24 protein-coding genes are annotated in these 26,970 nt (G+C 73.0%); 20 read left to right on the top strand and 4 right to left on the bottom strand.

All coding sequences use genetic code 11. The features are described from left to right. Positions 1-107: 107 nt before the first annotated feature. From Actob_RS27895 to Actob_RS27875, 5 genes are all read left to right on the top strand, one after another. Complete coding sequence (locus Actob_RS27895) at positions 108-1,307, top strand: hypothetical protein (RefSeq protein ID WP_284914804.1); 1,200 nt, start codon at positions 108-110, stop codon at positions 1,305-1,307. Next, positions 1,307-3,220: a tetratricopeptide repeat protein gene (locus Actob_RS27890; protein ID WP_284914803.1), complete on the top strand. Its 1,914-nt coding sequence runs from the start codon at positions 1,307-1,309 to the stop codon at positions 3,218-3,220. Before Actob_RS27895 ends, Actob_RS27890 begins: the two co-directional genes overlap by 1 nt. 1 nt (position 3,221) lies before the next feature. Beyond that, on the top strand, positions 3,222-3,683 hold the full coding sequence (locus tag Actob_RS27885; protein WP_284914802.1) for a flavin reductase family protein: 462 nt from the start codon (positions 3,222-3,224) through the stop codon (positions 3,681-3,683). Between the two features lie 145 nt (positions 3,684-3,828). Further along, positions 3,829-5,733 carry a sensor histidine kinase gene (locus tag Actob_RS27880; protein WP_284914801.1) on the top strand — a complete coding sequence of 635 codons (1,905 nt, stop codon included), beginning with the start codon at positions 3,829-3,831 and terminating at the stop codon, positions 5,731-5,733. Continuing rightward, positions 5,730-6,389, top strand: a complete 660-nt coding sequence (locus Actob_RS27875; RefSeq protein WP_284914800.1) for a response regulator transcription factor — start codon at positions 5,730-5,732, stop codon at positions 6,387-6,389. Before Actob_RS27880 ends, Actob_RS27875 begins: the two co-directional genes overlap by 4 nt. On the opposite strand, the gene Actob_RS27870 is transcribed toward Actob_RS27875, so the two are convergent. Next, positions 6,358-7,272, bottom strand: coding sequence for a DUF6282 family protein (locus Actob_RS27870; RefSeq protein WP_284914799.1), 915 nt, complete (start codon positions 7,270-7,272; stop codon positions 6,358-6,360). The two genes, Actob_RS27875 and Actob_RS27870, sit on opposite strands and share 32 nt — an antisense overlap. Before the next feature lie 49 nt (positions 7,273-7,321). Between Actob_RS27870 and Actob_RS27865 the strand changes: the two genes are divergently transcribed. Both Actob_RS27865 and Actob_RS27860 read left to right on the top strand, forming a co-directional pair. Then, positions 7,322-8,065 carry an arylamine N-acetyltransferase family protein gene (locus Actob_RS27865; RefSeq protein ID WP_284914798.1) on the top strand — a complete coding sequence of 248 codons (744 nt, stop codon included), beginning with the start codon at positions 7,322-7,324 and terminating at the stop codon, positions 8,063-8,065. Between the two features lie 140 nt (positions 8,066-8,205). After that, complete coding sequence (locus tag Actob_RS27860) at positions 8,206-10,245, top strand: cellulose binding domain-containing protein (RefSeq protein WP_284914797.1); 2,040 nt, start codon at positions 8,206-8,208, stop codon at positions 10,243-10,245. Positions 10,246-10,641: 396 nt separating this feature from the next. On the opposite strand, the gene Actob_RS27855 is transcribed toward Actob_RS27860, so the two are convergent. Further along, positions 10,642-11,805, bottom strand: coding sequence for a TetR/AcrR family transcriptional regulator (locus Actob_RS27855; RefSeq protein WP_284914796.1), 1,164 nt, complete (start codon positions 11,803-11,805; stop codon positions 10,642-10,644). A gap of 79 nt (positions 11,806-11,884) precedes the next feature. Between Actob_RS27855 and Actob_RS27850 the strand changes: the two genes are divergently transcribed. The 3 genes from Actob_RS27850 to Actob_RS27840 are packed head-to-tail and all read left to right on the top strand — an operon-like array spanning position 11,885 to position 13,874. Next, on the top strand, positions 11,885-12,661 hold the full coding sequence (locus Actob_RS27850) for a heavy metal-binding domain-containing protein (RefSeq protein ID WP_284914795.1): 777 nt from the start codon (positions 11,885-11,887) through the stop codon (positions 12,659-12,661). Continuing rightward, the gene (locus tag Actob_RS27845; RefSeq protein ID WP_284914794.1) at positions 12,658-13,485 is read left to right on the top strand and encodes a heavy metal-binding domain-containing protein; all 828 of its coding nucleotides are present in this window, start codon (positions 12,658-12,660) and stop codon (positions 13,483-13,485) included. Before Actob_RS27850 ends, Actob_RS27845 begins: the two co-directional genes overlap by 4 nt. Beyond that, on the top strand, positions 13,482-13,874 hold the full coding sequence (locus Actob_RS27840; RefSeq protein ID WP_284914793.1) for a type II toxin-antitoxin system VapB family antitoxin: 393 nt from the start codon (positions 13,482-13,484) through the stop codon (positions 13,872-13,874). Before Actob_RS27845 ends, Actob_RS27840 begins: the two co-directional genes overlap by 4 nt. A 229-nt stretch (positions 13,875-14,103) precedes the next feature. Here the strand turns inward: Actob_RS27840 and Actob_RS27835 are convergent, their stop codons facing one another. After that, positions 14,104-14,460: a MerR family transcriptional regulator gene (locus Actob_RS27835; RefSeq protein WP_284914792.1), complete on the bottom strand. Its 357-nt coding sequence runs from the start codon at positions 14,458-14,460 to the stop codon at positions 14,104-14,106. Between the two features lie 59 nt (positions 14,461-14,519). Between Actob_RS27835 and Actob_RS27830 the strand changes: the two genes are divergently transcribed. Continuing rightward, positions 14,520-15,440, top strand: coding sequence for an NAD(P)-dependent oxidoreductase (locus Actob_RS27830; protein WP_284914791.1), 921 nt, complete (start codon positions 14,520-14,522; stop codon positions 15,438-15,440). 413 nt (positions 15,441-15,853) lie between these two features. Here the strand turns inward: Actob_RS27830 and Actob_RS27825 are convergent, their stop codons facing one another. Continuing rightward, positions 15,854-16,522: a DUF6891 domain-containing protein gene (locus Actob_RS27825; RefSeq protein WP_284914790.1), complete on the bottom strand. Its 669-nt coding sequence runs from the start codon at positions 16,520-16,522 to the stop codon at positions 15,854-15,856. A 104-nt stretch (positions 16,523-16,626) separates the two neighbouring features. On the opposite strand from Actob_RS27825, the gene Actob_RS27820 reads away from it, so the two are divergent. From Actob_RS27820 to Actob_RS27780, 9 genes are read left to right on the top strand one after another with little or no spacing between them, the layout of a single operon-like run. Further along, on the top strand, positions 16,627-17,310 hold the full coding sequence (locus tag Actob_RS27820; RefSeq protein ID WP_284914789.1) for a hypothetical protein: 684 nt from the start codon (positions 16,627-16,629) through the stop codon (positions 17,308-17,310). Then, positions 17,307-17,633 (top strand): transcriptional regulator, encoded by a 327-nt coding sequence (locus tag Actob_RS27815; RefSeq protein ID WP_284914788.1) that lies wholly within the window; start codon positions 17,307-17,309, stop codon positions 17,631-17,633. The genes Actob_RS27820 and Actob_RS27815 overlap by 4 nt, the downstream gene beginning before the upstream one ends. Before the next feature lie 38 nt (positions 17,634-17,671). Then, on the top strand, positions 17,672-18,397 hold the full coding sequence (locus Actob_RS27810; protein WP_284914787.1) for a hypothetical protein: 726 nt from the start codon (positions 17,672-17,674) through the stop codon (positions 18,395-18,397). Then, positions 18,397-19,740 (top strand): bifunctional 3-(3-hydroxy-phenyl)propionate/3-hydroxycinnamic acid hydroxylase, encoded by a 1,344-nt coding sequence (locus Actob_RS27805; protein ID WP_284914786.1) that lies wholly within the window; start codon positions 18,397-18,399, stop codon positions 19,738-19,740. The genes Actob_RS27810 and Actob_RS27805 overlap by 1 nt, the downstream gene beginning before the upstream one ends. 30 nt (positions 19,741-19,770) lie before the next feature. Next, the gene (locus Actob_RS27800; RefSeq protein ID WP_284914785.1) at positions 19,771-20,271 is read left to right on the top strand and encodes a hypothetical protein; all 501 of its coding nucleotides are present in this window, start codon (positions 19,771-19,773) and stop codon (positions 20,269-20,271) included. Next, a complete protein-coding gene (locus Actob_RS27795; RefSeq protein ID WP_284914784.1) occupies positions 20,271-21,629 on the top strand; it encodes a hypothetical protein in 1,359 nt (452 codons plus the stop codon). The genes Actob_RS27800 and Actob_RS27795 overlap by 1 nt, the downstream gene beginning before the upstream one ends. Continuing rightward, positions 21,626-22,981, top strand: coding sequence for a vWA domain-containing protein (locus tag Actob_RS27790; protein WP_284914783.1), 1,356 nt, complete (start codon positions 21,626-21,628; stop codon positions 22,979-22,981). The genes Actob_RS27795 and Actob_RS27790 overlap by 4 nt, the downstream gene beginning before the upstream one ends. 21 nt (positions 22,982-23,002) lie before the next feature. Continuing rightward, on the top strand, positions 23,003-24,115 hold the full coding sequence (locus Actob_RS27785; protein ID WP_284914782.1) for an ATP-binding protein: 1,113 nt from the start codon (positions 23,003-23,005) through the stop codon (positions 24,113-24,115). Continuing rightward, positions 24,112-26,862, top strand: coding sequence for a DUF5682 family protein (locus tag Actob_RS27780; protein ID WP_284914781.1), 2,751 nt, complete (start codon positions 24,112-24,114; stop codon positions 26,860-26,862). Before Actob_RS27785 ends, Actob_RS27780 begins: the two co-directional genes overlap by 4 nt. Positions 26,863-26,970 lie beyond the last annotated feature (108 nt).

Genomic DNA, 26,970 nt, shown 5'->3' with positions numbered 1-26,970 from the left:
CTGACGAGTGCGGCGCTGTGTCCGTACAGCCCGAGCTGTGGCGTCGCCTGATGAGACACGGGGCTCCCGCGAGGGAGCCCCACCAACCCTGGCACGGGAGATCAATCATGGTCGAAGACTTGGATCGGCCGGTGCGGCTGCACCAGCTCACGATGCTCGACGAGGGCGACGACGTGACTGTCGGCCGGGCCGACATCGACGCGTACTGCGTGCTGCCGGCCGACGGCGCGGCGCTGCTGCGCGAACTGATCCGCGGCACGCCGCCGAGCCGCGCCGCCCAGTGGTACGAGCGGGCTTTCGGGCAGCCGGTGGACATCGTCGAGTTCCTCGAGGCGATGACCGAGATGGAGTTCGTCGCGGCGCCCGGTGAACCGGTCGCGGCCGCCGGGACCGTCCGGTGGCAGCGCCTGGGGCGCGCGCTGTTCTCGCCGGTCGCGATGATCGGGTACGCCGGCCTGCTGCTCGCCGCGGTGCTCGCGATGATCCGCGAGCCCGGCCTGACCCCGCACTACAGCAACCTGTTCTTCTCGCCGTACGTGACCGTCGTGGTGATGGTGGTCTTCGTCGGCCAGTTCCCGTTCATCCTGCTGCACGAGTCGTTCCACGCCCTCGCCGGCCGCCGCCTCGGCCTGCGGTCCCGGATGGGGATCGGCCGGCGGCTCTACTTCGTGGTCGTCGAGACGTCGCTGGACGGCCTGGTGGCGGTGCCGCGCGCCAAACGGTATCTGCCGATGCTGGCCGGCATGCTGGCCGACCTGGTGGCGGTGGCGGTGCTGACCCTGGTGGCCGGGCTGCTGCGCCGTCCGGACGGCACCGAACCGCTGGCCGGCGGCATCTGCCTGGCGATGGCGTTCGCCACCCTGCTGCGGTTCGTCTGGCAGTTCTACTTCTACCTGCAGACCGACCTGTACCACGTGATCGTCACCGTGTTCGGCTGCGTCGACCTGCAGAAGACCGCCCGGCGCACCGTCGCCAACCGGGTGAACCGCCTGCTCGGCCGGCACGCCCACGTGCTGGACGAGAGCACCTGGCACCCGACCGACCGGGCCGTCGCCCGCTGGTACTCGTGGCTGCTGGTGCTCGGCTACGCGTTCTCGATCGGCACCCTGCTGGTGGCCGGGATCCCGGCGACCTATCACATGTTCAGTGTCGTGCTGGGCCACCTCTCGGACGGCTCGGGGCTCGCCGGTGTCACCGACTCGGTGGCCTTCCTGCTGGTCAACGGGCTTCAGTTCGCCGCCCTCGGCTACCTGCTGTGGCGGGCGCGGCGCGACCGGGCACCGGCGCCGGCCCACGTTCTCGACTGATGCGGAGCAAGAAGATGAAGCTGCTCACCCCACCGGTGAACGCGCACCGCCGGCTGCGCGGGCCGTACACCATGGCCGGCACGATATTGCGGGCAATCGTCCCCGAGGCGCCGCCGGACCTGGTCGCCGCGCACGCCATCGAGATCCTGTCGGCGGCGCCGGAACTGCACGGGCTGGTGCCCGCCGCGCCGGAGACGCTGACCGGGCTGGCGGTGCCGGCCGAACGCACCAGGTACTACTCGCGGCTGCGGACCCGGCGGCTGGCGCACGGCCTCACCGAGTTCCTGCGCGACCTGACCGGCCGGATCGGCCCGCGCACCCTGGTGATCGAGAACGCCGATCAGGCCGACCCGACCGACGTCGAGTTGCTGACCGTGATGCGGCGCCGGCTCGACCCGTCGGCGCTCGCGCTGGTCGTCCGCACCGGCGCCGCGTCCGGTGCCGGCGACGCCAAGGCGTACGTGGCGGGCGACTGCCTCGCCGAGGATCCGGCGACGCTCGCCGCCTACCTGGCCCTGGACCCGGACGAGCGGCGGCGCCTGCACGACCGGCGGGCCGACGACCTGGAACGCGCCGGCGAGGTGTCGCTGCGGCTCGGCGCCATCCCGTACCACCGGGAGCGCGGCACCGACCCGGCCGTGCACGCCGTCGCGGCCCTGCGGTTCGCGGTGGACCACTGCAGCGTCATGGGCTTCTACGACGCGACGATCGACCTGGCCGAGCGCGCCCGGCGGCTGGTCGGCTGGGACCAGCCGGAGCTGCGCTACCTCTTCATCACCTCGCGGCTGACCACCGCCCTCGCGGTGCTGGAGCGCCCGGCCGAGGCCGAGGCGCTGTATCAGGAGGCCCGGACGAACAGCGTGGTGCCGGCCGTGCACATGGGCGCCGCCTACGCGACCGGCATGCTCTACACCCGGCACTACGAGCCGGACCACCGCGATCAGGCGCTGGCCCGCGGCTGGGTCAACCAGGCCGTGGCGATCGCCTCGGTGCTGGACAACCCGCGCGAGCGGGTCTTCCAGAGCGTGTTCATGCGCAACGGCCTGGCACTGGTCGAGGTGCACGACGGGAACCTGCCGGAGGCGCTGCGCCTGGTGGACGACTGCATCGCCCGGATGGACGCGTTCTTCGAGCCGGGCGAGCACCGGCTGCACCGCTCGGTCCTGCGCTACAACCGCGGGCAGGTCAACGTCGCGCTCGGCCGGATCGAGGACGCGCTGGCCGACTACACCGCGGTGATCGAGGCCGATCCGAACTGGCCGGAGTACCACTTCGACCGGGCCAACCTGCTGCGCCGGCTGGACCGCGACGACGAGGCGCTCGCCGAGTACGAGACGGTGATGGCGCTGTCCCCGGCGTTCCACGAGGCGTACTACAACCGGGGCGACCTGCGTGCCGCCCGCGGCGACACCGACGGCGCGCTGGCCGACTTCGACTATGTGCTGGAGCTCGATCCGGACTTCGTCGACGCGTACGTCAACCGGGCCGCCCTCCGCCTGGAGCGCGGCGACCTGGACGCCGCGATGTGCGACGTGCGCGCCGGGCTCGCCCGCGAACCGGGCAACCCGCACCTGCACGTCATCGCGGGCAGCGTCCGGGCCGAACGCGGGCAGTACCGCGCCGCCCTGGCCTCCTTCGACCATGCCGTCGAGGCGGACCCGGACCTGGTCACCGCCCGCTCCGGCCGCGCCGCGGCGGCCCTCGAACTGGGCCGTACCGAGGTGGCCGAGGCCGATCTGGACCATGCCGTCGGCCTGGCCCCGGACGATCCGGCGCTGCGTTACAACCGGGCGTACCTGTACCGGCGCGCCGGCCGGTGGGAGCGGGCCTTGGCCGACCTGGACGTGGCGGCCGCACTGGCGCCCGACGACCCCGACGTGCGGCTGGCCCGCGCCGAACTGGCAGGGCGATGACATGCACCGGAATCTGCGCGACGCGCTCGGCAAGTTCCCCACCGGTGTCGCGGTGGTGACCACCGTCCACGACGGACTGGCGGTCGGGCTGACCATCAACTCGTTCACCTCGGTGTCGCTGGTCCCGCCGCTGGTGCTGTGGTGCCTGCGGCGGGACTCGCGCTGCCACGCGGCCTTCGCGACCACGCCGCGGTTCGCGGTGAACGTGCTGGCCGCTGGGCAGCGGGAGCTGGCGGAGCGGTTCGCCGGGCCGGGGGACCGCTTCCGGGGAACCGCCAGCCGGCCCGGTCCGGAGGGCCTGCCGCTGCTGGCGGACGTGGCCGCCTACCTGGTCTGCCGGACCCACCGGCTGATCCCGGCCGGCGACCACGTCATCCTGATCGGCGAGGTGCTCCGGCACGGGATGCGCCCGGAGCCCTCGCTGCTGTTCACCGCGGGCCGGTACGGCGCGGCGGACGCCTGACGAACCGTGGCGTGATACCACCCGGGCGCCGATTTTCGCGCACTGCCAACTGTCGCATCAGGCCTGTCCGCAACCCTACTGAACGCTGACTCAGGCGGTTCCCGGCGCCTACCGTCCTCCCAGTCGCCAAGTGGGGAGTAGGGCGTTGACCATCGCTCGGTGGGTGCGCGAGCATCTGATGCTCCTGATCACCGCTGTCGCCGTCGTCGTAGCCGTGGCAGTGGGCCAGCTGGCCGGGGCCGGCGCGATGTCCGTGACGACCACCCTCTTCGTCGCCCCGGTGGCGGTGGCCTACCTGGTGATGGGCGAGCTCGTGCTGGCCGCCGAGCCGGGCAACCCGGTGGGCCGGCTGATGCGCGCCGCCGGGCTGGTGTCCTGTGCCGACCTGCTGGCGTTGAGCTGGTCGGACTTCGTGATCCCGGCCTGGGCCGGCCAGTGGTGCTGGTGGCCGCCGTTCGGGCTGATCGCACTGGCCCTGCTGGTCTTCCCGGACGGCACGCTGCCCGGCCGGTACTGGCGGCTGGTCGCCGGCGTCCTCGCCGGCGGCACCCTGCTCGGCACGCTCGGCCTCGCGGTGGCCGCGCTGGAGCACCCCCGCGACCTGCTGACCAGGTTCTTCACCTTCGCCGGGCCGGCGTCGCCGGCGGTGCACGCCGCGGCGGCCGGCATGGTCGCGGTGGCCGCCGGCATGGCCGGCATGCTGGTCGCGCTCTGGCTGCGCTGGCGCCGGACCAGCGGCGACGCCCGGCGGCAGCTGGCCTACCTGCTCGCCGCGGCGGTGCTGCTGGCCATCGGGCTGGTCCTGAACACCCTGGCGGTGCCGGGCGCGCCGATCGTGGTGGCGCTCTCCGTGCCGCTCGGGATGACGGTGGCCATGGTCCGGCACCGGCTCTACGGCCTGGACCAGGTGCTGAACCGTGCGATCGTGTGGTCGATCATGACCCTCGTCGTGATCGCCGGCTACGTCGTGCTGGTCGGCATGCTGGGCCGGGCGGTACTGGGCAACCGCACGTCGGTGGCCTCGCTGGTGGTCACCGGCCTGATCGCGATGACGTTCGAACCACTGCGCCGGTGGGTCCAGCGCGCCGTGGAACGGCTGCTCTTCGGTGACCGGGACGATCCGTACCGGGTGATCGCCGAGCTGGGCGACCTGCTCGGCCGGGCGGTCGACCCCAGCGCGGTGCTGCCGTCGCTGACCGCGACGGTGGCCCGGTCGCTGCGGGTGCCCTACGTGGCACTGGAGTCCACCACCGGCGACGGCCCCCGGCTGCTCGCCGAGCACGGGCGGGCGACGACGGCCACCGAGTCGTTCGAGATGATCGCGCACGGCGAGCGGATCGGCCGGCTGCTCGTCGCGATCCGCAGTCCGGGCAGCCCGTTCACCGCACCGGAACGCCGGCTGCTGGGCGACGTGGCGATGCAGGCGGCCGTCGCCGTCGCCGTCACCCGGATGATCCGGGACCTGCGCGACGCCCGCGAGCGGCTGGTGCTCACCCGCGAGGAGGAACGCCAGCGCCTGCGCCGGGACCTGCACGACGGGCTCGGTCCGGCGCTGATGGGGATGTCGATGCGGGTGCACACCGCGAGCACCGCCACCGAGCTCGCCGACGACCTGCGGGACTGCGTCGTCGAGGTCCGGCGCCTGGTCGACCAGCTGCGGCCGCCGGCGCTCGACGACGGGCTGGAGAACGCGCTGCGTACCGGTTGCCGCAAGCTGACCGAGGGCGGGCTGACGGCCCGGCTGACCGTGGTGGGCTCGCTGGACGGCCTGCCGCCGGCGGTCGAGGTGGCCGCGTACCGGATCTTCGCCGAGGCGGTCACCAACGCGGCCCGGCACGCGTGGGCCCGCACCTGCGCCGTCGCGGTACGCCGCGACAGGTGCCTGACCATGGAGATCGTCGACGACGGCATCGGCATCAACGGCGGCCGGAACCACGGCGTCGGTCTCGCCTCGATGCGCGAACGGGCCGCCGAGCTGGGCGGCCACTTCGACATCGGCGCCGGTCCCGCGGGCGGCACCGCGATCCACGTCCGGCTGCCGGTGTCATGACCAGGGTGCTGGTGGTCGACGATCATCCGATCATGCGGCGCGGGCTGCGGGCCATCCTGGAGGCCGAGAGCTGGGTGACCGAGGTGCTCGAGGCGGCCACCGTCGCCGGCGCGCTGCGCGGCGTCACCGGGGGAGAGGTCGACGTGGTCGCCCTGGACATCGCCCTGCCGGACGGCGACGGCATCGAGGCGGTGCACCGGATCACCCGGGTCAGCCCGGTCACCCGGGTGCTCATGCTGACCATGAGCGACGACGAGGACCTGGTGGCCCGGGCGCTGCGGGTCGGCGCGCACGGATACGTGCTCAAGGACACCGACCCCGGCGCCGTCGTGGACGCGCTGCGGGCGGTCGCCTCCGGCGGGTTCGTGCTGGGCCCGAACGTCGGCGGGTCGCTGCTCAGCGGTGTCCGTCCCCGGCCGGCGCCGCTGCCCGCACCCTTCGACGCACTCTCGGCACGCGAACTCGACCTGCTGGCCGGGCTGGCGGCGGGGGACAGTTACGCGGAGATCGCCCGGCGTCTCGGCCTGCGCGAGAAGACCGTGCGCAACCGGGCCTCGCAGCTGTTCACCCGGCTGGCCGTCGCCGACCGGGTGCAGGCCGCGCTGCTGGCGCGGGACGCCGGCATCACGGCCGCCCGAGGATACGCCGGCTGTTGACGACCGCCATGGTGCGCACCTCGTCGTCGCCGAAGCCGGCTCCGAGCAGCCGGTCGGCGAGCAGCGCGAGCCCGTCCTCGACCGGCGGATTGAACGGCTGCCCCAGATCGCTGGAGAGCAGCGAATGCTCCGGCCCCACCGCCCGGATGTGCGCGACCAGCGCATCCCAGGAGACCTTCTTCGTGTACGCCGTGGTGAAGCACCGTTCCAGCAGCGCTCCGCGCCCGGCCAGGTGCCGCTGGGTCGCCACGTCCAGCCGCTGCGAGGTGAACTCGGGGTGGGTCACGATGATCCGCCGCACCCCGGCCGCCGCCGCGGCGTCCACCGCCGCCACGATCTCCGGCCCGCTCAGGTGCCCGGTCGCCAGCACCATGTCGTGCTCGGCCAGCACCGCGAACACGTCGTGCAGCGCCGGCACGATCCGCCCGGCCTCGTCGACCACCTCGATCGGCGGACAGGCGATGCCCCGCCCGGTCAGCTCGTCCTGCAGCGCCGCCCACATCGGCGGGGTCGCGCCGGGTGGGATCGCGGCCCGGCCGGCCCGCTCGTTGGCACTGTCGACGGTCGGCAGCCAGACGACCCGGGCACCCTGCCGGCCGGCGATCTCCACGGCCACCGGGTTGAGCCCGCCGACCGAGCCGTTCAGGGTGAGCGCGCCGAGCGCCTCGACACCGGGCACCACCCCGCGCACCACCTCGGCGCGCTCCGCGGTCGGCACGTAGTGCGACTTGAGCACGAACCCGGCCAGCCCCACCTCGGCGAACCGGCGCGCCAGGCGCACATCGTCGATCCGCCGCTCCATCACGTCCGGCGCGACGTGCACGTGCGTGTCGTAGGCGCCGGTCACCAGCGCGCGGGCCCGCTCGCTCGGGATCGGATGCACCGGCCGACCTTCGCAGCGACCGGCATCGTTGTCAACGTACGCTTTGCCGGTGGACGTGACCGCATACCTGAACCGGATCGGCGTCCCGCGCGACGCCACGCTGCCCGAGCTGACGCTGGCGCACCAGACCGCGGTGCCGTTCGAGAACCTCGGCATCCACCTCGGCGAGACCCTCTCGCTCGACCCGGACGAGCTGTTCGACAAGGTCGTCCGGCGCCGCCGGGGCGGCTTCTGCTACGAGCTCAACGGCCTGTTCGCCGTGCTCCTCGAGGAGTTGGGGCACACCGTCGACCGGGTCGCCTGCCGGGTGCACCGCGGCGACGGCGTGTTCGGCCCGCTCTTCGACCACCTCGCCCTGATCGTCGACGGCGCCTGGCTGGTCGACGTCGGCTTCGGCCGGCACACGTCCTATCCGCTGCGCCTCGACGACCGCGGCGACCAGAGCGACCCGGGCGGGATCTTCCGGCTGACCGACGCCGAGCACGGCGACGTCGTCGTGCACCGGGACGGCGAACCGCAGTACCGGCTGGAGCGCCGCCCCCGCCCGCTGACCGATTTCGACCCCGCCTGCTGGTGGCAGCAGACCTGGCCCGGCTCGCACTTCCGGCAGAACCCGGTCTGCACCCGCCTGGACGGCGCCGACCGCATCACGCTGAGCGCGCGCACCCTGATCCGCACCGCCGGCGACGAGCGCGCCGAGACCGTCCTGGACTCCGACGAGGCCCTGCTCAGCGCGTACAAAACCCACTTCGGCATCGAGCTGGACCGCGTCCCCCGGATCGCTTCATCCTGAAAACACCGATTTACGGTACGCCCGGAGCGGTCTCGCCGTACCGTACCGTCAATGCCCCCGCATCGCGGCATTGACAGGGCTCTTTTCCTGGCCGGACCATGGGAGCGCTCCCACCATCCCCTGTCCCCATGGAGAACCTCATGCATCTGTCACTACGGCGGCGTGCCGGGGCGGGCGTCGTCCTGCTCGCGCTGGTCAGCGCCGTCGCGGGCGTGCCATCGGCCGCCCAGGCAGCCGCCACCGACACCCGGGTCGACGTCGACGCCCGAGCCGGCCTCGCGACCGTCGGCGACACCGCGCTCGGCGTCAACCACGCCATCTGGGACTCGCAGCTGGGCACGCCCGCCGTGGCCGACCTGCTCAAGGACGCCGGCGTCCAGATGGTCCGCTATCCCGGCGGGTCCTACGCCGACATCTATCACTGGGAGACGCACACCGCGCCGGGCGGTTACGTCGCGCCGGACACCGATTTCGACACGTTCATGGCCGGGGCGCGGCGGACGGGCGCCCAGCCGATGATCATCGCGAACTACGGCACCGGGACCGCCGAGGAGGCGGCCGGCTGGGTGCGGTACGCCAACGTGACGAAGGGCTACGGCGCCCGGTACTGGACGATCGGCAACGAGAACTACGGCAACGGGCACTACGGCGCGTCGTGGGAGGCCGACAACCACGCCGACAAGAGCCCCAAGGAGTACGCGGAGAACGTCGTCGCCTATGCCAAGGCGATGAAGGCGGTGGACCCGACGATCAAGGTGGGCGCGGTGCTCACCATGCCGGGGAACTGGCCGGACGGCATCGTGGCGGCCGGCGACAGCGGCACCTGGAACCAGGAGGTGCTCACCCGGGCCGGCGCGGCCATCGACTTCGTCGACGTGCACTGGTACCCGGGCGGGAGCACGCCGGCCGAGGCCCTCGGCAAGCCGGCGCAGATCCAGGACGCGGTCTACCTGCTGCGCGAGCAGATCGACCGGTACGCCGGCGCGGGCGCCGGCCGGATCGGGATCAGCATGACCGAGACCAACGTGGACGTCGGGCGCAACACCCAGCCCGGCGCGCTCTTCCTCGCCGATGTCTACAGCGGGCTGCTCGCCCAGGGCGTCTTCACCGTGCAGTGGTGGAACGTGCACAACGGTCCGGACAAGGCCACCACCGTCGCCGGGCAGACCGATTTCAACGACTTCGGGCTGCTGTCCAGCGGCACCTGCGTGGCTGACAACTCGGCGTGCGAGCCCGCGCTGAACACGCCGTTCGCGCCGTACCACGCGCTGTCGCTGCTCGGGGACTTCGCGCACACCGGGGACCAGTTCATCGGTACCGGCAGTGACGACGCACTGGTCAGCGCGCACGCCGTCCGGCGGCCGAACGGTGACCTCGCGGTGCTGATGGTCAACAAGGACCCGGACGCGGCGCACACCGTCACGCTGAACTACCACGGGTTCACGCCGTCCGCGGCGACCCCGGTCGTCGAGACGTTCGCCAACGGCGCGGACGGGCTGACCACCGCCTCGGCCGGGACCGCCGGGACGCAGACCCTGGCGCCGTACTCGCTGGCGCTGGTCACGGTGCACCCCAGCCGTACCGAAAGCAATGCGCCGAAGGCGCCGGGCCGGCCGGCCGCGACCGTTACCGACCGGACCGCGACCATCTCCTGGCCGGCTTCCGGCTCCGGTCTGAAATACGAGGTGTACCGGCAGAACGGCGGCGTCAGTGAGCTGCTCGGCGAGACCACCGGCACCTCGCTGACGGTGCGGAACCTGGTGCCGGGCCGCCGGTACACGGTCAACGTCCTGGCCCGGGACGGCGCCGGGCGGCTGTCCCCGGCCTCGCCGCCGCTGACCTTCACCACCGGCAGCCCGGCCACCTCGGCGTGCACCGTGAAGTTCCGCGACACGAACGACTGGGGCAACGGGTACGTCGGCTCGATCGACATCACCAACAACGGCCCGGCCGCGCTCAACGGCTGGACGCTCACCTTCGCCTGGCCCACCGCCTGGCAGAGCCTGGGCAGCGGCTGGAACGCCACCTGGACGCCGGACGGCCGCACCGTCCGGGTGACCAGCGACGCGAGCCTGGCCGTGGGCGCCTCGACGAGCGTCGGCTTCGTCGGCAACTACAGCGGACCGAACGTCCTGCCGGCGTCCTTCACCCTCAACGGCACCGTCTGCACCACCGTCTGACCGGCCCCGCGCCCGGCCCGGACCCCTCGTGGGTCCGGGCCGGCCACTTCATCGTCACCTCGACCAAGACCCGGCTGACCCACGCCGCGGTACGCCACCTGCTGCCGCAGTCCCCGGCGTGGGCGTCGCCAAGGGGTTCCAGCGCGAGTTCGCCCGCTACGTGCGCAGCGACAAGATCGGCGACTGGCTGCGGTTGCCGCGCGACTACGTCTCCCGCGGTCTGATCGAGGTCGGCTGGCCGGCCTGCGTCGCGTTCCGGAGGGGCTGTCACCGATCACGCCGACCGGGTTCTCGATCTTCGACCGGTTCGTCAGGGGCCTGGCCATGCTCTTCCTGCGCCGGGGCACCTCGCCCAGTTACCCCCCGATCACCATCTCGACCGGCAACCGTCCCCGATCAGACGGTCAGCGCGCCGAGCACCAAGGCGGTGACGGCGTCCCGGTGGCCGGGGGTGTCCTGCCAGTGCAGCGCGCGCCCGGCCTCGACCACCACCCCGAACCCGGCGTGCACCAGCAACCGGGCCTGCCGGCCGTCCAGCTCCGGGCGGGCCAGCCGCAACTGCTGCTCCCAGACCGCGAGGTGCTCGCGCTGCGCGATGATCAGTGGCCGGCGGACGTCCTCCGGCAGCCCGGCGAGCTCGGCCTCGGCGACGCTGGTCAGCGCGTTGTGCTCGAAGCTGTAGGAGACGTACGCCGCGGTCAGCGCGAGCACCGCCCGTCGCGGGTCGGTCGCCTGGTGCAGGCTCCGGTCCACCGCCTGGGCCAGCAGCCCGGCCGCCTGCAGGCACGCGGCCACCAGGATGTCGACCTTGCCGGGGTAGTGCCGGTAGATCGCCGACGGGGCGAGCCCGACCGCCTGCGCGATCTGCCCGTTCGTCACGGTGGCGAACCCGTCGCGGGCGAACAGCGGGACGGCCGCGGCCAGGATCTCCGCGCGCCGGGTGCGCGGCACCGGCGGGGCGGGCACCTCGGCCAGGCGGGCGCTGCCCGCGGCGGCCGCCGGATCGGTGCCGGCCACCCGCATCGCGGAGGCGAGCAGCAGCTCCTCGGTGCGGCGCGTGGCGACAGCGGTGTGGTGCCTGGTGATCGACCCGATCGCGCCGAGCGCGGCCACCGCCCGCAGCCGCTCGCCGGGCAGCGCGAACTCCTGCCGGACCAGGCCGGTCACCCGGCCGACCATGTGCCCGAACTTGGCGCGCAACCGCTGGCGGTCGGCCGGCTCCAGGTAGCGGGCCTCCCACCGGTAGAGGCCGCCCGAGGTGCGGTGCGCGACGGTGACCCGGGTGAGCGCGGCGAGCACCTCGGCCAGGCTCGCCTCGGCCGGCGCCTCGTCGACCGTCGCGACGAGCCGGTCCACCATGACGTTCGCGCACTCGGCGAACAGCGCGTACTTGTTCGGGAAGTGCCGGTAGAGCGCCGCCGCGCTGATCCCCACCCCGGCGGCGATCTCCTCCATGGCCGCCGCGTGGTAGCCGCGCTCGCTGAAGACCGTCCCGGCCGCCTCGACGATGAGCTGCCTGCGGTTACGCGGCCGGGTGGCCGCGGCCGGCCCAGCCGTCACCGGGTCACCCGGGTGGCGGCGGGCGGACGAAAGACCATACGCGCTAGTCAAGCACAGCGCCGGCGCGTATGACTGTGGCGTGACGGTTCACACCTCGGTGCTGTCCGCGGCCGGATTCGACCCGGTCGGGCCGGTGTTCGGCACCACGGTGATGGATGTCGGCTGGACCGGCGGGGCGAGTTGCGGCTGGCGGCCCACCTACCCGAGCCGCCGGGGGCCGGCCGTCGCCCTGCCGCCGCGTCCGGCCGGCCACACGGCGTACGCCCGAGCGCTGCGCGGCGGCCGGGACACCGCACTGGACCGGATGTGCCGGGCGGCCGGCGCGCTCGGTGCCGACGGCGTGGTCGCGGTGCGGTTCACCGAGCAGCGGCTGGCCGGGCGGACCCGGGAGTTCCGGGCGCTCGGCGTCGCGGTCCGCTCGCGCGGGCGGCAGCGGCCCGGCGCCGTGTTCAGCACCGAGCTGGCCGCGCCGGAATTCGTCACGCTGCTCGCCGCGGGCTGGGTGCCGGCCGGGATCGTCCGGGGACTCGCGGTCGCGGTCCGGCACGAGGACTGGCGTACCGCCTCGTCGCTCGGCTTCCTGGTCCCGAACACCGAGCTGGCCGGGCACACCGAGCTGATCACCCACGTCCGGGCCGAGGCCAGGAGGGACGTCGCGGCCCGGGCGGCGGCGCTCGGCGCCGACGCGGTGCTGACGTCCGGCCTCCGGTCGGCGATGTGGGCGACCGGGGCCGGCGAGGACCATACTGATCAGGTCGCCGAGTGCGTGGTCACCGGCACCGCTGTCGCCCGGTTCCACCCCGGGCACCCTCCATCGAGCAGTCCGACCGTCCTGCCGTTGCGGAGTACCCGATGACCGTCACCGTGCCCGGCGTGCCCGACGACGCCATGCGCCGGCTCGCCCGGCCGCGCCCCGGCCAGCCGGCCGGCCTGTTCACCTCCGACCTGAGCGTCAACGAGTTCCTGCTCGTCCGGGAGGCCGGGTTCCGGCCGCTCGGACTGGTGCTCGGGTCGAGCGTCTACCACGTCGGTGTCCAACTCGGCCGGTGGAGCCGCAACGGCGAGCTCGACCGGCTCTCCCAGGCGATGTACCACGCCCGCGAGCTGGCGATGGCCCGGATGACGGCGGAGGCCGACGCGCTCGGCGCCGACGGCGTCGTCGGGGTACGGCTGGACATCGAGGTCAAGGAGTTCGGCACCGAGCTGGCCGAGTTCGTCGCGATCGGCACGGCGATCCGGGCCGACACTCCACCGGAGACCGGGGACGGCTGGCGCAACCGGCACGGCGAACCGTTCACCAGCGACCTGTCGGGACAGGATTTCTGGACGCTGATCCAGGCCGGGTACGCCCCGCTCGGCATGACCATGGGCTGCTGCGTCTACCACATCGGCCATCGGAGGTTCTGGCAGGCGGTCGGCGCGATCGGGCAGAACGTGGAGATCCCGCAGTACACCGAGGCGCTCTACGACGCCCGGGAGCTGGCGATGAGCCGGATGCGGGCGGAGGCGGAGGAGCTCGGGGCGGAGGGCGTGGTCGGCGTCCGGATGCTCGCCGACTCGCACCGCTGGGGCGGGCACACCACCGAGTTCTTCGCGATCGGCACCGCGGTCCGGTCGCTCCGGCCCGGCCACGTCGTCCCCAAGCCGCAGCTGGTGCTTCCGCTGACCGACGACCGATGACGGCCGCCGACCTGCACCTGCTCGCCGCCGCGCTGCGCGCCGACAGCGCGGACGTCGCGTCCTGCACCCGCGTGCTCACCACGGTCCTCCGCGACGCCCTGCCGCCCGGCCTGGTCGGCGTGGATCACCGGCGGACACTCGCCGACCGGATGCGCGGCCGGCCGGGCCTCCCGGTGGCGCTCACCGTGACCACCCCGGACGAGCAGCTCGTGCTGCGCCAGACCGGGCACGGGGTGCACGCCGAGATCCGCCGCGTCGTGCACGGCGTCACCATCAAACGCACCACTGTCGACCTCGACGACTGGCTGCTCGCCCTGGCCGCCGTCCTGTCCGGTCTGGCCACCCGCTCCGCCGCCGCCCGCGAGGCCCTCACCCGCCTGCTCGGCTGACCGCTCACCGCCCGGCCCCGGCCCGCACCGGGTTCGCCTCACCTTCCGGCCGCCGGCCTTCACCAGGTCCGCTTCGTCTCCCGCCGCCGGCCCGCACCGGGTCCGCTTCGCCTTGCGGTCGCCGCTTTCCGGTACGCCGGGAGCGACCCGCCCGGCGCGAGGGCGTTCGAGGGCGGCGCCCCGGTCGACGGCGACTCCGCGGCGGCCGCGTGGTCAGCCGTCGAGGCGTTCAAGAACGGTCGCCGGCCTCGATGAGCCGGTCCAGGATGTCCCGGGCGGCGGCGAGTCGTTCGATGGAGCCGGTGATACGGATTCGTTCCTGGGCAAGGGCGTCGAGAAGTTCCGGGCAGGTCGGCGCCAACACCGTCACGTCGTCGGGGACGCAGGGCAGGATCTCGGCTATCGCCATGGTGTTCAAGCCGGCTGAGATCAACAGTTGGATGTGCCGCACGGTGATCACGGCCTGCGAGTCGTATCGGCGATAGCCGCTTGCGGACCGGGACGGCCTCAACAAGCCCTGCTCCTCGTAGTAGCGCAACGCCCGCGGGGTGACACCCGTCTGCCGGGCCAGTTCGCTGATCCGCATACCGGAGATCACAACAGGACTTGACCTTCACGTCAACGTGAAGGTTTAGCGTCCCTGCCGTGACTCACCACAAGAATGCGAACAGTCGAATCCCCGCCGTCGCCGTCCTGGGGCTTGGCCCGATGGGCCGGGCGCTGGCTGCCGCGTCACTCGCCGCGGGCCACCCCACGGTGCTCTGGAATCGCTCACCCGACAAGGCGGCCCCACTCGTGGCTCGGGGCGCGAGCGTCGCCGCGACGCCGGCCGAGGCGGCGCGCCGGGCATCGGTCGTCCTCACCTGCGTAGTCGACTACGAGGCTGCGCGCGCCGTCGTGGCGGGACTCGCGAGCGGCTCGACCGCGATGGTGGTCAATCTCAGTAGCGGCCATGCCGCGCAGGCCCGGGACATGGCGAGCTGGGCCGCGGGGCAGGGCATCGACTATCTGGACGGCGCCATCGTGACGCCCGCGCCGACTATCGGGACACCGGCCGCGTCGATTCTCTACAGCGGCCCGCGCGCGCTGTACGACCGCAGCGCGATCGTGCGGGAAAGCTTGGGTGCCGGCGTCTATCTCGGTGCGGATGCCGGCACAGCGGCAGCGTACGAGATGGCGTTGCTCGACCTGTTCACGATGTGTGTCGGCGGGCTCGCGCATGCTTTCGCCCTGGCCGCCGCCGAGGGTATTTCGCCGGAGGCGTTTGCCCGATTCGCCCGGGGAATCGGCCACCTTCTGCCCGACATGAGCGACCGGTTCGCCGATCAACTCAGTACTGGGAGCTTCTCCGCCGACGTGTCGAGCATCGCCTCGGCGGGATCCGCGATCGCCCACGTCCGTGCCGCCGCCAGCGCCCGTGACCTGGACACCGCACCGTTGCGGGCCGTGCAGTCGATCATCGACCGTGCCGTCGCGGCAGGCTACGGGGACGACAGCTATGCCCGGCTCGCCCAGTCGCTCAGCTCCGTTGGCCGCACGGTTACGCCGATCGAAAACCCCGCGTAGCCGCCGGTGCTCGACACCCTCGGCCGGTAAGACCGTGCGGTTGTCCTCGGCTACGTGCCGGAGGCGGTGAAGGCGGCGAGGATTACGGGACCGACCTTGCCGCTTTCGCCGCGGACCGGCGAAGACGCGGCCCCCGCGCTCTTCGCCGCAGCCGGTGACGGTGGCGCCGCGGGTTTCGAGGATCCGCAGGCCGAGTAGCCCGGCATCGCGACCGGCGGCGCCCCGCGTCAGCGGATACCCGCCCTGATCGCGGCGTGGTCTCCCGGGCCTCCGGACGGCCGGTCGGCGCGGCCGCGACCCGAAGCGTCCGAGTGGTCGCGTGCGTGGACGTGGGGCCAGGCTGTCCGGCGGGCGGGCGTTGCGCGTACCGGAAAATGGCGGTCGGAAGCGGCCCGGCGGCGAGCGGGCGGATTTCAGGGGATCGGGGCGTACCAGTGCGCGCCGGTCAGCAGGATGCGGGTGGACAGGGAGCGGTTCCAGGTGACCCGCATGCCGTGGTCGTGCAGGACCGGGAAGACCACCTCGTCCATCAGGTGTTCGACTTCGGCCTGGTAGCGGGCCTGTTTCTCGGCGTCCGGGAGGGCGTCGAAGGTCTCCCGGTCCAGGTCGGCGGGCGGGTAGGCGCCGTAGCCGAGGTAGACCGAGCCGGTCTCGCTCTCGGCCAGGGACTCGGTGTCCTGCTGGTGGTACCAGAGGTAGCCGCGCCAGTGCCGGGAGTCGTCGCGTTCGTCGTGGATCTCGGCGGCGGCGCAGGTGCCGCAGCAGGCGAAGTTCTCCCGGGCCAGCACGCCCAGCCGGTTCAGCTCGATGAAGGCGAGCGTGAGGTTGCTGCGCACCTCGCCCCAGGCGCGCTGCTGGGCGCGGCGGATGTCGAGCGCCCGCGTGTAACCGGCGGTCAGGTCCTCGTCGGTGGCGCCGTGCCGCTCCTCGTCGAGGTACCGCACGTATTCGGCGGGGTCGGTCTCGCCGCGGACGATCCAGGCCCAGATCTCGTCCTCGATCTCGGTGCGGCCCGGCTCGGCGATGTGCCCGGGAAGGAACCGGGCGCCGTCGGGACGGTCGTTGTAGGGCCATGCGTTCATCGGTGGATCATGGCACGCCCCGGCCGGGAGCGGTGCCCGCAGGTCATGCCGTCGACGATCGGACGCTACTGGCGGAAACAGGTTTGCTGTGGAAACCTATTGGCATGACCACTGAATCGGTGCCCGCCGGTGGCGACGCCCGGCGGCTGTTGACGGAGGTGCGCGGTCTGACCCGGCGGGTGCGGGCCGACCAGCGGGCGACCTGGCTCGCGCTGTCCGTGCTGGCCGCGGTGACGTTCCTCGGCATCCCGTTCGACTACTTCTTCCTCCACCTCGACTGCGTGGCCGCCGGCGGGCCGTGCAAGTTCGACAGGCAGGGCGTGCTGTTCTACTGGCCGGCCGCGCTGCTGCTGGCGTACGCGGTGATCGCCTACGGCTACACCCGGATCGTCCGGGCCCGGGGGCTGGGCGCCCGGGTGCTGCCGTACGCGTACACCGGCGCCGCCCTGACCGGCCTGTTCCTCGCCGTCTGGATCGCCTGGCGGGTCTACCTGGTCCACTACGTCGTCGACCACCCGTTCCCGTCCTGGGTGATGGTCCTGGACCGCCTGGTCGCGCCGTGGGGCGTCATCGGCGTGGCGCTGCTCGTGCTGGCCCGCCTCGAGCGCAACCTGGGCCTGCTGCTGTTCACCGCCGCGTACCTGGTGGTGGCCCTGGTGCCGGTGGACTTCGGCTGGCACTGGAGCGGACAGGAGCGCACCATGTTCCTGCCGCAGCAGATCATCGACGGCACCGTGCTGCTGCTCGGCGCGATCGGTTTCGGCCTGGCCGCCCGGCGGCGGCGATGACCACCCCGGAGCCGGACGTCGCCCACCCGGTCACCGGGCTGGACGAGGTGGTCCACCAGCGGGTGCGGCTGGGGATCCTGGCGATCGTGCACGAGGCGCGCCGGGCCGAGTTCGGTTACCTGCGCACCCAGCTCGACCTGACCGCCGGGAACCTGTCCAAGCATCTCAGCGTGCTGGAGGTGGCCGGGCTGATCGGGGTGGAGAAGGGCTACGAGGGCAAGCGGGGCCGTACCTGGATCACCCTGACGGCGGCCGGTGACGCCGCGCTGGCCGACGAGATCGGCCGGCTGAAGGCCCTCATCGCCCGGGTGCGACTGGACTGACGAGTGACGTGGTTGCCCGGTCGCTCTATGTTGACCGGGTGGTCACGGTCGTAACGATCGGCTTCGCTGCCGGCGCGCTGCTGCTCGGTGCCGCCGGCATCTTCCTGCTCCGGCATCTCGGCGACCATCGCGAGGTGCGCACGCTGCGCCGGGTGCACCCGGCCCCGATCGCCTCGTGGAACGGTGGCCGGGTCGCGGCCGAGGCGCGCACCGCGTACGGCCACGCCGGCCGGCAGGTCGGCCCGGTCAGCGGCGCCGACTGCGCCTGGTACCACGTCCGGCTGCTGCGCGAGCCCAGCCGCCGCTCCGCCGACGACAGCCACGACATCCTGCTCGACATCACCGCGCCCGGCTGGCCGGCGATCACCGACGCCAGCGGGCGGATCCCGGTCGACCCGCGCGCCCTGGACGGCCCGGTGCGCACCGATCCGCCGGCGGTCGAGACGACCCGGATCAGCTACCGCAAGTCGGCACCGATCCGGCTGCCGGCCGTCGTCCCGCCCGACATCGTCGACAGCCTCGGCCGGAACGAGCGCCTCGAACTGACCGAGGTGCGGCTGCCGAGCGGCATCGACGTGTTCGCGCTCGGCCGGGCCACCGCCGACGGGCTGGTCCCGGCCTACTTCACCACCCGGACCAGGGCCGAGGCGCTCGCCGCCCGGATCGACGACCTCGGCCCGGCCCGCCGCCTGATCGCCGGGTGCGGTCTCGCCGGACTGCTGCTGGCTGGCGGCGCGGTGGTGATTCTGCGCAATCTGTCCTGATGGAACACGTGCCTGTGGTGATCGTCGGGGCCGGGCCGACCGGGCTGACCGCCGCCCTCATGCTGGCCGAGCGCGGCGTGGCGTGCCTGCTCCTGGACCGGTTCCCGGAGCCCTACCCGCTGCCGCGCGCGGTCCACCTCGACGACGAGGTGTTCCGCATCCTCGCCGGGCTCGGCCTCGCCGGCGACCTGCGGCGGATCTCCCGGCCGGCGCCCGGGATGCGGCTCGTCGACCGGCGGCTGCGGGTGCTCGCCGAGTTCACCCGCGACCCGGTCGGCCCGCACGGTTTCCCGCAGGCCAACATGTTCGACCAGCCCGATCTGGAACGCCTGCTCCGCGCCCGCCTGCGGTCGCTGCCGCGGGTCACGATCCGCGGCGGCAGTCTGGTGTACGGGGTGGAGCAGCCCCCATCCGGCCCGGTGCGTGTCCGTTACCGATCAGTCGAGGACGGCACCGAGCACACCGTCTCGGCGGACGCCGTGCTCGGCTGCGACGGTGCCAACAGCGTCGTCCGCGACGCGCTGGGCGCCGGTTGGGAGGATCTCGGTTTCGAGCAGACGTGGCTGGTCGTGGACGCCGTGTCGGCGGAGCCCCTGGACACCTACGACGGGGTGCAGCAGGTGTGCGACCCGGTCCGGGCGGCCACCTTCATGATGGTCACGCCCGGCCGGTACCGCTGGGAGTTCCTGGCCCGCGAGCCGATCGACGTGCCGGAGCGGATCCGCCCGTGGCTCGGCGCGGTGGACCCGGCGTCGCTGACCATGCTCCGGCAGGCCGAGTACACGTTCCGCGGTGCGGTAGCGGATCGGTGGCAGGACCGGCGGGTGTTCCTGCTCGGCGACGCGGCGCACCTGACGCCGCCGTTCATCGGGCAGGGGATGTGCGCCGGGATCCGGGACGCGGCCAACCTGAGCTGGAAACTCGCGATGGTGCTGGCCGGGAGCGCCGACGATCGGCTGCTGGCCACCTATGAACGGGAGCGGCGGCCGTACGCGAAAACCATGATCCGGATGGCGATCCTGATCGGCCGGGTGATGACCGGCGGCGCGCTGCCCCGTCTGCTGGTGCGCGCCGCGGCCCGGCTGCCCGGCGTGGAGCGCCGGGCCACGACGATCGTCTGGCCCGCGTTCGGCCGCGGCCCGCTGGTCGGTCGCGGCGGCGGCCGGCTGTGCCCGGCGACGCTCGATCCGCGGCTCGGCGACGGGTTCGCCCTGGTGGCTTCCGGTACGCCGGACGCGCTGCTCGTCCGTCCGGATCGGATCGTCGCGGCGGCCGGCCGTGGCGTCGATCCCCGGATGCTGGCGGCCGCCGGAGTTTTTGTCAGACCCCTCCGCTACAACTAGGCGCACTCGAGCCCGAGGGAGGGACTGGTTGTGACAAGTGACGGCGTCGCCTACGAGCGGCGCAGCTCAGCACTCGTCATCGCGCCGGTGGGTGCGCGCAAGCTGGCGAAGGTGCCGTTCGTGGAGCTGGCCGACGGACGCCTGCAGGGGGTGGTGTCGAGCGGCTCCGATGTCGAGCGGGTCTACGTCTCGTCGATCACGGCGGGTGACCACGGACTGAGCTGCAACACCAACAACAACCGTCCGTGCGGTGGCCTCGCCGGCGGCAGCCACCCGTGCAACCACCTGCGCGCGCTGGCCGACGCCGCCGTCGCGCAGTACGGGTTGTCCCGGGTCGCCCGCTATCTGAGGGCGGAGCTCGCCGACGACAGCGACAACCTCTGGTCCGGCCTGCACACCACCACCGCGCCGAACCGGGCCGCCGAGGTCTTCGCCAGCTTCCTGCGCCATCTGACCTATCTGGAGGTCGAGCCGGCCACCGACCCGCTCGCCGAGCTGCACTGGTTCCCGGCCGCCGGGGCGGTGCGCTGATGCTCGCTCTCCGGGAGCTTCCGGACGGCCTCGCCGACGCGCTCACCCTGGTCGACGGTCTCGACGACACCCTGGTGCCGGGCCTGGCCCGGATCGACGAGGAGCGTGCCGCCGCCCTGCGGGCGCTGGCCGCCGCCTTCGCCGGGTCGCCGCTGGCGGATCGGGTCGGCGACGCGGTCGGCAAGATCATCGCCGGTACGGTGACCGACGAGCACCTGGTCACCCTGGCCGGTGCCCGGGTCGCCCTGCTGGGCGCCGCGCACGACGCCCTGCGGGCGGTCCTGGACACCGCGCTCGGGCGGACCCGCTCTCCGCTGTCCGCGGTTCCGGTGCCGGGTCCCGAGCAGCTGCTGGCCGGGAGCCGGTCCTGGCTGCGCGAGCTGGCCATCGCCGGCTGGCACGGCGTCGACCACGAGCTGGCCGGCGGCGCCGCGACGGCGGTGCAGTCGCTGCTCGCCGCGCCCGGCGGCCGCCGCCTCGCGGTGCTGCTCGACGGGTTCTCGGCCGAGCTGCGCGCGGCCGCCCCGGTGGCCACGCTGCCGCGGGTGCCGGTGCGCCGGTGGGCCGACCTGTGGTCCCGGGCCCTGCTGCTGTCCCAGGACGACTACCCGGCCTTCGCGACCACCCCGGCCGACGGGCGGCTGGTCATCCTCGGGGTCGACCTGCACGAGCATCCGACCGTCTTCCGGGCCCAGGCGCACGGCCTGCTGGAGACCGCCGACGGCGCGGTCCGGCTGGTCCGCACCAGCGTCGCGGCGGCCAAGGTGGACACCATCAGCGGGCCGTCGGCGTGGCGGATGCTGACCGCGTTCCCGATCTTCCGGGCGGTGCTCGCCGAGCACCGGGCCGTCGAGGTGTCCGGGATGGCGCTCACGCCGGGCGGCGATCTGATCTGGGACGAGTCGCGGGCGGCGGCCGGGGAGCCGGTCGACCCGTTCGCGGCGGCCCGGGTGCGCCTCGGGGCGGCCTGCGCGCCGCCGGTCGCGCCGCTCGACAGGCACCCCGGCGTGCTCGCCGAGCCGGTGCTGCTGGAGGGCTACCGGCATGCCGGCGAGGCGTTCGACCTCGGTGGCGGGGTGAGCGTGGCGCTCGACCTGGACCGGCTGCCGGCCGCCGGGCCGCTCACGCCGGCGCTGGTGGCGGCCTCGACGGCCTGCCTCGGGCTGCTGCGGTGGGACGGGCGGTGGCTGCTGCAGCCGCTCGCCGTGCAGGCGCTGGTCAAAAAGAAGCCGGTCGCCGTGCACGTCGGTGACTGGGCGCTGGGCCCGACCGACGCCAAGGCGGCGAAAGCCGAGGCGGCCGCGGGCACGGCGGTCGACGTGCTGCGCGAGCGCGCGGGAAGGTTGCTGCGCAAATGACCACCTCCTCGGACCAGACCCGCAGGCAGGTCCTCTACTGGCGGCTGATCGCCCGGCTCTTCGACCCGGAGGAGCAGGCGGCGCTCGAGTCCGGCAGCATGGCGATCGTCGGCGACCTCGGGCTGCCCGCGGCGCTGCTCGACCCGTCGGTCTCGGTCGACACGGTGGTGCAGCGGTTCCCCGGCCTGGAGGCCGAGTTCGACAGCCTGGTGGCCGCGCCCGGCGACGACCGCGACGGCGAGGTCCGGCGCGCCGCCCTGGTGTCGAAACTGCTGCTCAACGTCTTCGCCACCGGCTCGGGGAACGTCACCGCCGAGCAGTTGCAGCGCTGGCAGGCGGACGCCGGCTGGTTCGAGCGGGCGATGGGCTGCCAGCCCGGGCAGCTGCGCGGCCGGGGGGCCGGCAACGGCTCGGCCGGGATCGGTGGTGCGGGCGGGGCCGGGCTGAGCCCCGCGGACGCCTCCGGGCTCGGCGGCGTGCTGGCCGGGATCGAGGGCGACCTGGTCAGCCGGATGCGGCTGCGCGAGGTGCTGGCCGACAACCGGCTGGCCAGGCAGCTCACCCCCAGCATGTCGCTGATCGAGCAGCTGCTGCGCGACAAGGACAACCTCGACGGGGTGGCCCTGGCCAACGCGAAGGCGCTGATCCGCAAGTTCGTCGACGAGGTCGCCGAGGTACTGCGAACCCAGGTCGCCCAGGCCAGCACCGGCACCGTCGACCGGTCCGTGCCCCCGAAACGGATCTTCCGGAACCTCGACCTGGACCGCACCATCTGGAAGAACCTGCCGAACTGGAGCCCGGAGGACGAGCGGCTCTACGTGGACCGGCTCTACTACAAGCAGACCGCGAAACGGATCGAGCCGGCCCGGCTGATCGTCGTCGTCGACCAGTCCGGGTCGATGGTCGACGCGATGGTCAACTGCACCATCCTCGCCTCGATCTTCGCCGGCCTGCCCAAGGTCGACGTGCACCTGATCGCCTACGACACCCGGGCGCTCGACCTGACCCCGTGGGTGCACGACCCGTTCGAGGTGCTGCTGCACACCCACCTCGGCGGCGGCACCGACGGCACCGTCGCGCTCGACCTGGCCCGGCCGAAGATCACCGACCCGCGCAACACCGTTGTCGTCTGGATCTCCGACTTCTACGAGTGGCAGGAGCAGGCCGTCTTCACCGGCATGCAGGCCATCCACCGGGCCGGCGTCAAGTTCATCCCGGTCGGCTCGGTCAGCAGCGGCGGCCACCAGAGCGTCAACCCGTGGTTCCGGCAGCGCTTCAAGGACCAGGGCACCCCGGTCCTGTCCGGCCACATCAAGAAGCTCGTCACCGAGCTCAAGAACTTCCTCGTCTGAACCCTGTTAGGAGCTTCCCCCATGTCCGACATGCTGCGCGCCCCCGCCGAGATCAAGTACGCCGAGGAGCTGGACTGGCTGGAGTCGATCGACGACGGCCCGAAACCGTTCTCCTGGCGGCTGAGCCCCAAGATGGTGCGGCTGTTCATCCTCGGCTCCGAGCGCGCCGACGGCCTGGACCGCGAGATCGGGCAGAAGTGGTACGGCGACCGGAGCTTCGTCGAGCGTTCGATCGTCACCCTCGCCTCCGACCGCGGCCTGCTGCTGATCGGCGATCCGGGCACCGGCAAGAGCTGGCTCGCCGAGTTGCTCGCCGCCGCGATCAGCCGTAACTCGACGCTGGTCGTGCAGGGCACCGCCGGCACCACCGAGGACCACATCAAGTACTCGTGGAACGTGTCGATGGTGATCGCCAAGGGCCAGTCCCGTGCCTCGATGATCCCGTCGCCGATCATGACGGCGATGGAGGGCGGCGTGATCGGCCGCTTCGAGGAGCTGACCCGGTCCACCAGCGACGTGCAGGACGCACTGATCTCGATCCTCTCCGAGAAATACGTGTCGATCCCCGAGCTCGACGACGACAACATCGTCTTCGCCAAGCCCGGCTTCAGCATCATCGCCACCGCGAACAGCCGCGACCGGGGCGTCAACGACCTGTCCTCGGCGCTGAAACGGCGCTTCAACTTCGTCCGCATCCCGGTGGTGACGAACAAGAAGAGCGAGGCGGAGATCGTCCGGTTCCGCACCGAGGAACTGCTGCGCCGGCACAACATCGAGCTGGAGGTGCCGCCCACCCTGCTCGACGTGCTGCTGCAGAGCTTCGCCGACCTGCGCGCCGCGTCCGCGTCGGCGAGCAGCGACGACGAGCGCCTGGAGTCGGCGCTGTCGACAGCCGAGCAGATCGGTGTCCTGGAGGACGCCATCCTGCACAGCAACTTCTTCGGCGCCAGCACACTCACCTCGGCGACCCTGGCCGGGTCGCTGGTCGGCTCGCTGGCCCGGCGCAGCCCCGAGGACCTGGCGATCCTCAACAAGTACTGGCACGGCGTGATCGAGCCGCGGGCCAAGGAGCAGAGCGGCGAGTGGGACGGCTTCCTCGACGGCGGCCGCAAGGCGATCGCGACCCTGTCGTGAGCAACCCCTTCGATCCGCTGCGCGCGCAACTGTTAGGCGCCGCCGAGTCGCTGGCGGACGGCCCGGCGGCGCTGCCCGAGATCCTCGCCGGAATCGTCGACGATGTCGACCACGCGTTGCGGGAACCGTTGGAGATCTTCCCGGTCTGTCACCATTCGCCGTCCTCCGCGCTGGCCATGCTGCGGCGGCTGCGCGAGAAACAGCCCCGGGTGATCTACCTGGAGCTCTGCGAGGACCTGCAGCCGCTGCTGACCGAGTTGCGCAACTGCCGGCTGCCGGTGGCCCTGCAGGCCTTCGCCGCCGAGCTGGACGGCTTTCCGGCGGAGTCGGCACCGCTGTCGGTGATCGCGCCGATCACCGAGGCGTCCGCGGAGTACCAGGCGATCGCGTACGCGCTGGACACACCGGGCGTCGAGCTGGTGCTGGTGGACCGGTCCACCGACCACGTCTTCCAGTGGCAGCCCGACCTCGGGGGACACGCCGAGGCCACCGAGCCGGAGGAGGACCTGCACGGCGACGCGGTCGGCGTGGAGATCGGCGACCTGCGGCCACGCTTCGCCGAGCTGGAGGAGCACCTGCTGCACCACGGCCGGGTGCGGCACTGGTCCGAGTGGTGGGACCAGTACGTGGAGCAGCCCCTCGCCGGGGCGGACCACGAGACGTACCGGCAGGTGATGACGCTGGTCGGCAGCCTGTTCCGGCGGCTGGCCCCGCACGACACCAGGCGCTACGCGAGCGACGAGGACCGGGAACGCTACATGTGGACCCGGATCCGCGAGCACCTCGCCGCCACCGGCGCCGACCCGGCCGACTGCCTCTACGTCTGCGGCGCCTTCCACGCCGCCAGCCGCCTGCCCGAGGTGGGCTCGGCGCCCGGCACGCCGGACTTCGCGATCACCCCGCGGACCGCGACGACCTGGCTCTACGGGCTGATCCCGTCCAGCCACTCGGCGATCGAGGCGCAGTTCGGGCTGGCGCCCGGCTCGGTGTCGATAGCCGCCGCCACCTGGCGCAAACAGCTGACGCGGTTCCGGCTGAAACCGTTCCGGCTCGACGGGCAGAAAGGCGGCCGCCTGCCGGCGCCGGTCGCCGGGACCGGGCCGATCACCGACCACCTCACCGGCTACCTCGCCGGGCCGCCCGCGCTCGACGGGCTGGACGAGGAGGAGCTGCGCGGCTGGTGCGTCGACATCGTCCGGCTCGCCCGCTCCAACGGGTACCTCGCCAGCACCGCCGACGCCATCGCGGTGTTCGAGACGTCGATCCTGCTGGCCGGGATGCGGGGGCGGGCGCGGCCGACGCCGTACGACTTCCAGGACGCCGCTGTCACCTGCATCGAGAAGGACAGCGTGCCGGGCCGCCGGGACGTCCAGCGGCTCTGCGAGATCCTGCTCGGCGGCGACCGGATCGGCCAGGTCGGCTACGCCGCGATGCCGCCGCTGGCCCGCGACGTCTACGACCGGCTCGCCCCGCTCGAGCTGAACCTGCAGCAGCGCAGCATCCAGCGCGCGCTGCTCGACCTGGCCGCCCGGCCCGAGCTGGCCGCCTGCTCGCAGCTGCTCTGGATGCTCCGCTACCTGCTGCCCGACCAGGCGGTCCGGCCGATCATGGGCAGCCGCCGGCTCGGTGAGAAACACATCCAGGAGAGCTGGGACCTCGACCTGGGCCGCCACCAGCGGACCCTCATCGAGCTCGGCTACGAGGGTGTCACCGTCGAACAGGTCCTGGAGCAGCGGCTGCGCCGTGACGCCTGGGATCCGAAGGCGACGGCTGCCACCGCGCTCAAGGCGGTGGAGAACTCGATGCTGTTCCTGCGGAGCCCACGGCTCACCGACGAGCTGGGGGTCCGCGCCGTCGAGCTGCTCTCCGCCGAGCGGACCGTCGACGACGCACCGCACGTGCTGCGGCGCATCCGGCGGCTGCTCGGGCACTACCGTTCCACCACGCCGGTGCTGCCGTCCTGGTGCGAGCGGTTCGTGCGGGAGGGGTACGCGCACTACTGCACCCTGCTGCCGACCGCCTTCGTCGACGAGGAGACCGGGGTGCGGCAGGTCGGCGCGATGCTCGGCTTCCTGTTCAGCATGGAGAGCCTGGCGCTGTCCCTGGGCTGCGACCGGACCCAGCTGGAGATCGCCGTCCGGCAGTCGCACCCGGAGGTGCCGGCCAAGATCGCCCTGCTCTGGGCGGCGCGCAACCAGCTCGGCGACCTGTCCCTGGCGGAGCTGCGGGAGCGGGTCGACGGACTGCTCGGCAACCCGCTGGTGGTGCCGGCGTTCCCGCAGTATGTGAGCGGGTTCGTGCAGGCGCTCGACCCGGTGCCGCGGCTGGCGCCGTTCGTGGTGGAGACGCTGTCGAAGGCGTTCGGACAGCTGCCCGACCCGGTGCTGCTGCCCTGGCTGCCCAACCTGATCACCACGTTGAAACAGCAGGCCGCGGAGTTGGTGCCGGTGCTCACCCGGGAGGCCGGGCGGACGTTTCCGGGGGCGCTGCCGGCGATCGACTCGTGGACCGCGCCGTGGGTCGCCCGCCAGTCCGCGCCCGCGGTCCCCGCGCGCACGGCGTCGGCGGGGCCGGTCGGCGCGTTTCTCGCGGCGCAGCCGGCGACCACCGACGCGGTGGCCGGGCTGCTGGGCTGCCCGGGGGAGTGGACCGTGGCCGCCGACGCGGCGGGGAGCGCCGGGCCGGCGGTCCTGCTGACCGGCTTCCCGGACACCGCGGCGGCCGTCGCCGCGCTGATCGGCGCCTGAGGCGATCGCCGCCGCCCTGTTCCCTCAGCTCGGGGCGGCGGTGGTCGAGGGCGACTGCCGTCGTCCCTATTTCCTCAGTTCGCGGCGGCGGCGGTCGACTGGCCTGGT

This window comes from Actinoplanes oblitus, from assembly GCF_030252345.1.
GTDB classification, from domain to species: domain Bacteria; phylum Actinomycetota; class Actinomycetes; order Mycobacteriales; family Micromonosporaceae; genus Actinoplanes; species Actinoplanes oblitus.
The sequence above is the reverse complement of the archived record's forward strand: the minus strand, read 5'-3'. Positions and strand labels throughout refer to the sequence as shown.

Bases quoted from the DNA above. Each gene is read 5' to 3' on its own strand.
- Actob_RS27875 (WP_284914800.1), top strand. From the start codon at position 5,730: ATGACCAGGGTGCTGGTGGTCGACGATCATCCGATCATGCGGCGCGGG.
- Actob_RS27845 (WP_284914794.1), top strand. From the start codon at position 12,658: ATGACCGTCACCGTGCCCGGCGTGCCCGACGACGCCATGCGCCGGCTC.
- Actob_RS27795 (WP_284914784.1), top strand. From the start codon at position 20,271: ATGCTCGCTCTCCGGGAGCTTCCGGACGGCCTCGCCGACGCGCTCACC.
- Actob_RS27860 (WP_284914797.1), top strand. From the start codon at position 8,206: ATGCATCTGTCACTACGGCGGCGTGCCGGGGCGGGCGTCGTCCTGCTC.
- Actob_RS27835 (WP_284914792.1), bottom strand. From the start codon at position 14,460: ATGCGGATCAGCGAACTGGCCCGGCAGACGGGTGTCACCCCGCGGGCG.
- Actob_RS27885 (WP_284914802.1), top strand. From the start codon at position 3,222: ATGCACCGGAATCTGCGCGACGCGCTCGGCAAGTTCCCCACCGGTGTC.
- Actob_RS27820 (WP_284914789.1), top strand. From the start codon at position 16,627: ATGACCACTGAATCGGTGCCCGCCGGTGGCGACGCCCGGCGGCTGTTG.
- Actob_RS27785 (WP_284914782.1), top strand. From the start codon at position 23,003: ATGTCCGACATGCTGCGCGCCCCCGCCGAGATCAAGTACGCCGAGGAG.
- Actob_RS27890 (WP_284914803.1), top strand. From the start codon at position 1,307: ATGCGGAGCAAGAAGATGAAGCTGCTCACCCCACCGGTGAACGCGCAC.
- Actob_RS27805 (WP_284914786.1), top strand. From the start codon at position 18,397: ATGGAACACGTGCCTGTGGTGATCGTCGGGGCCGGGCCGACCGGGCTG.
- Actob_RS27825 (WP_284914790.1), bottom strand. From the start codon at position 16,522: ATGAACGCATGGCCCTACAACGACCGTCCCGACGGCGCCCGGTTCCTT.
- Actob_RS27815 (WP_284914788.1), top strand. From the start codon at position 17,307: ATGACCACCCCGGAGCCGGACGTCGCCCACCCGGTCACCGGGCTGGAC.
- Actob_RS27790 (WP_284914783.1), top strand. From the start codon at position 21,626: ATGACCACCTCCTCGGACCAGACCCGCAGGCAGGTCCTCTACTGGCGG.
- Actob_RS27895 (WP_284914804.1), top strand. From the start codon at position 108: ATGGTCGAAGACTTGGATCGGCCGGTGCGGCTGCACCAGCTCACGATG.
- Actob_RS27840 (WP_284914793.1), top strand. From the start codon at position 13,482: ATGACGGCCGCCGACCTGCACCTGCTCGCCGCCGCGCTGCGCGCCGAC.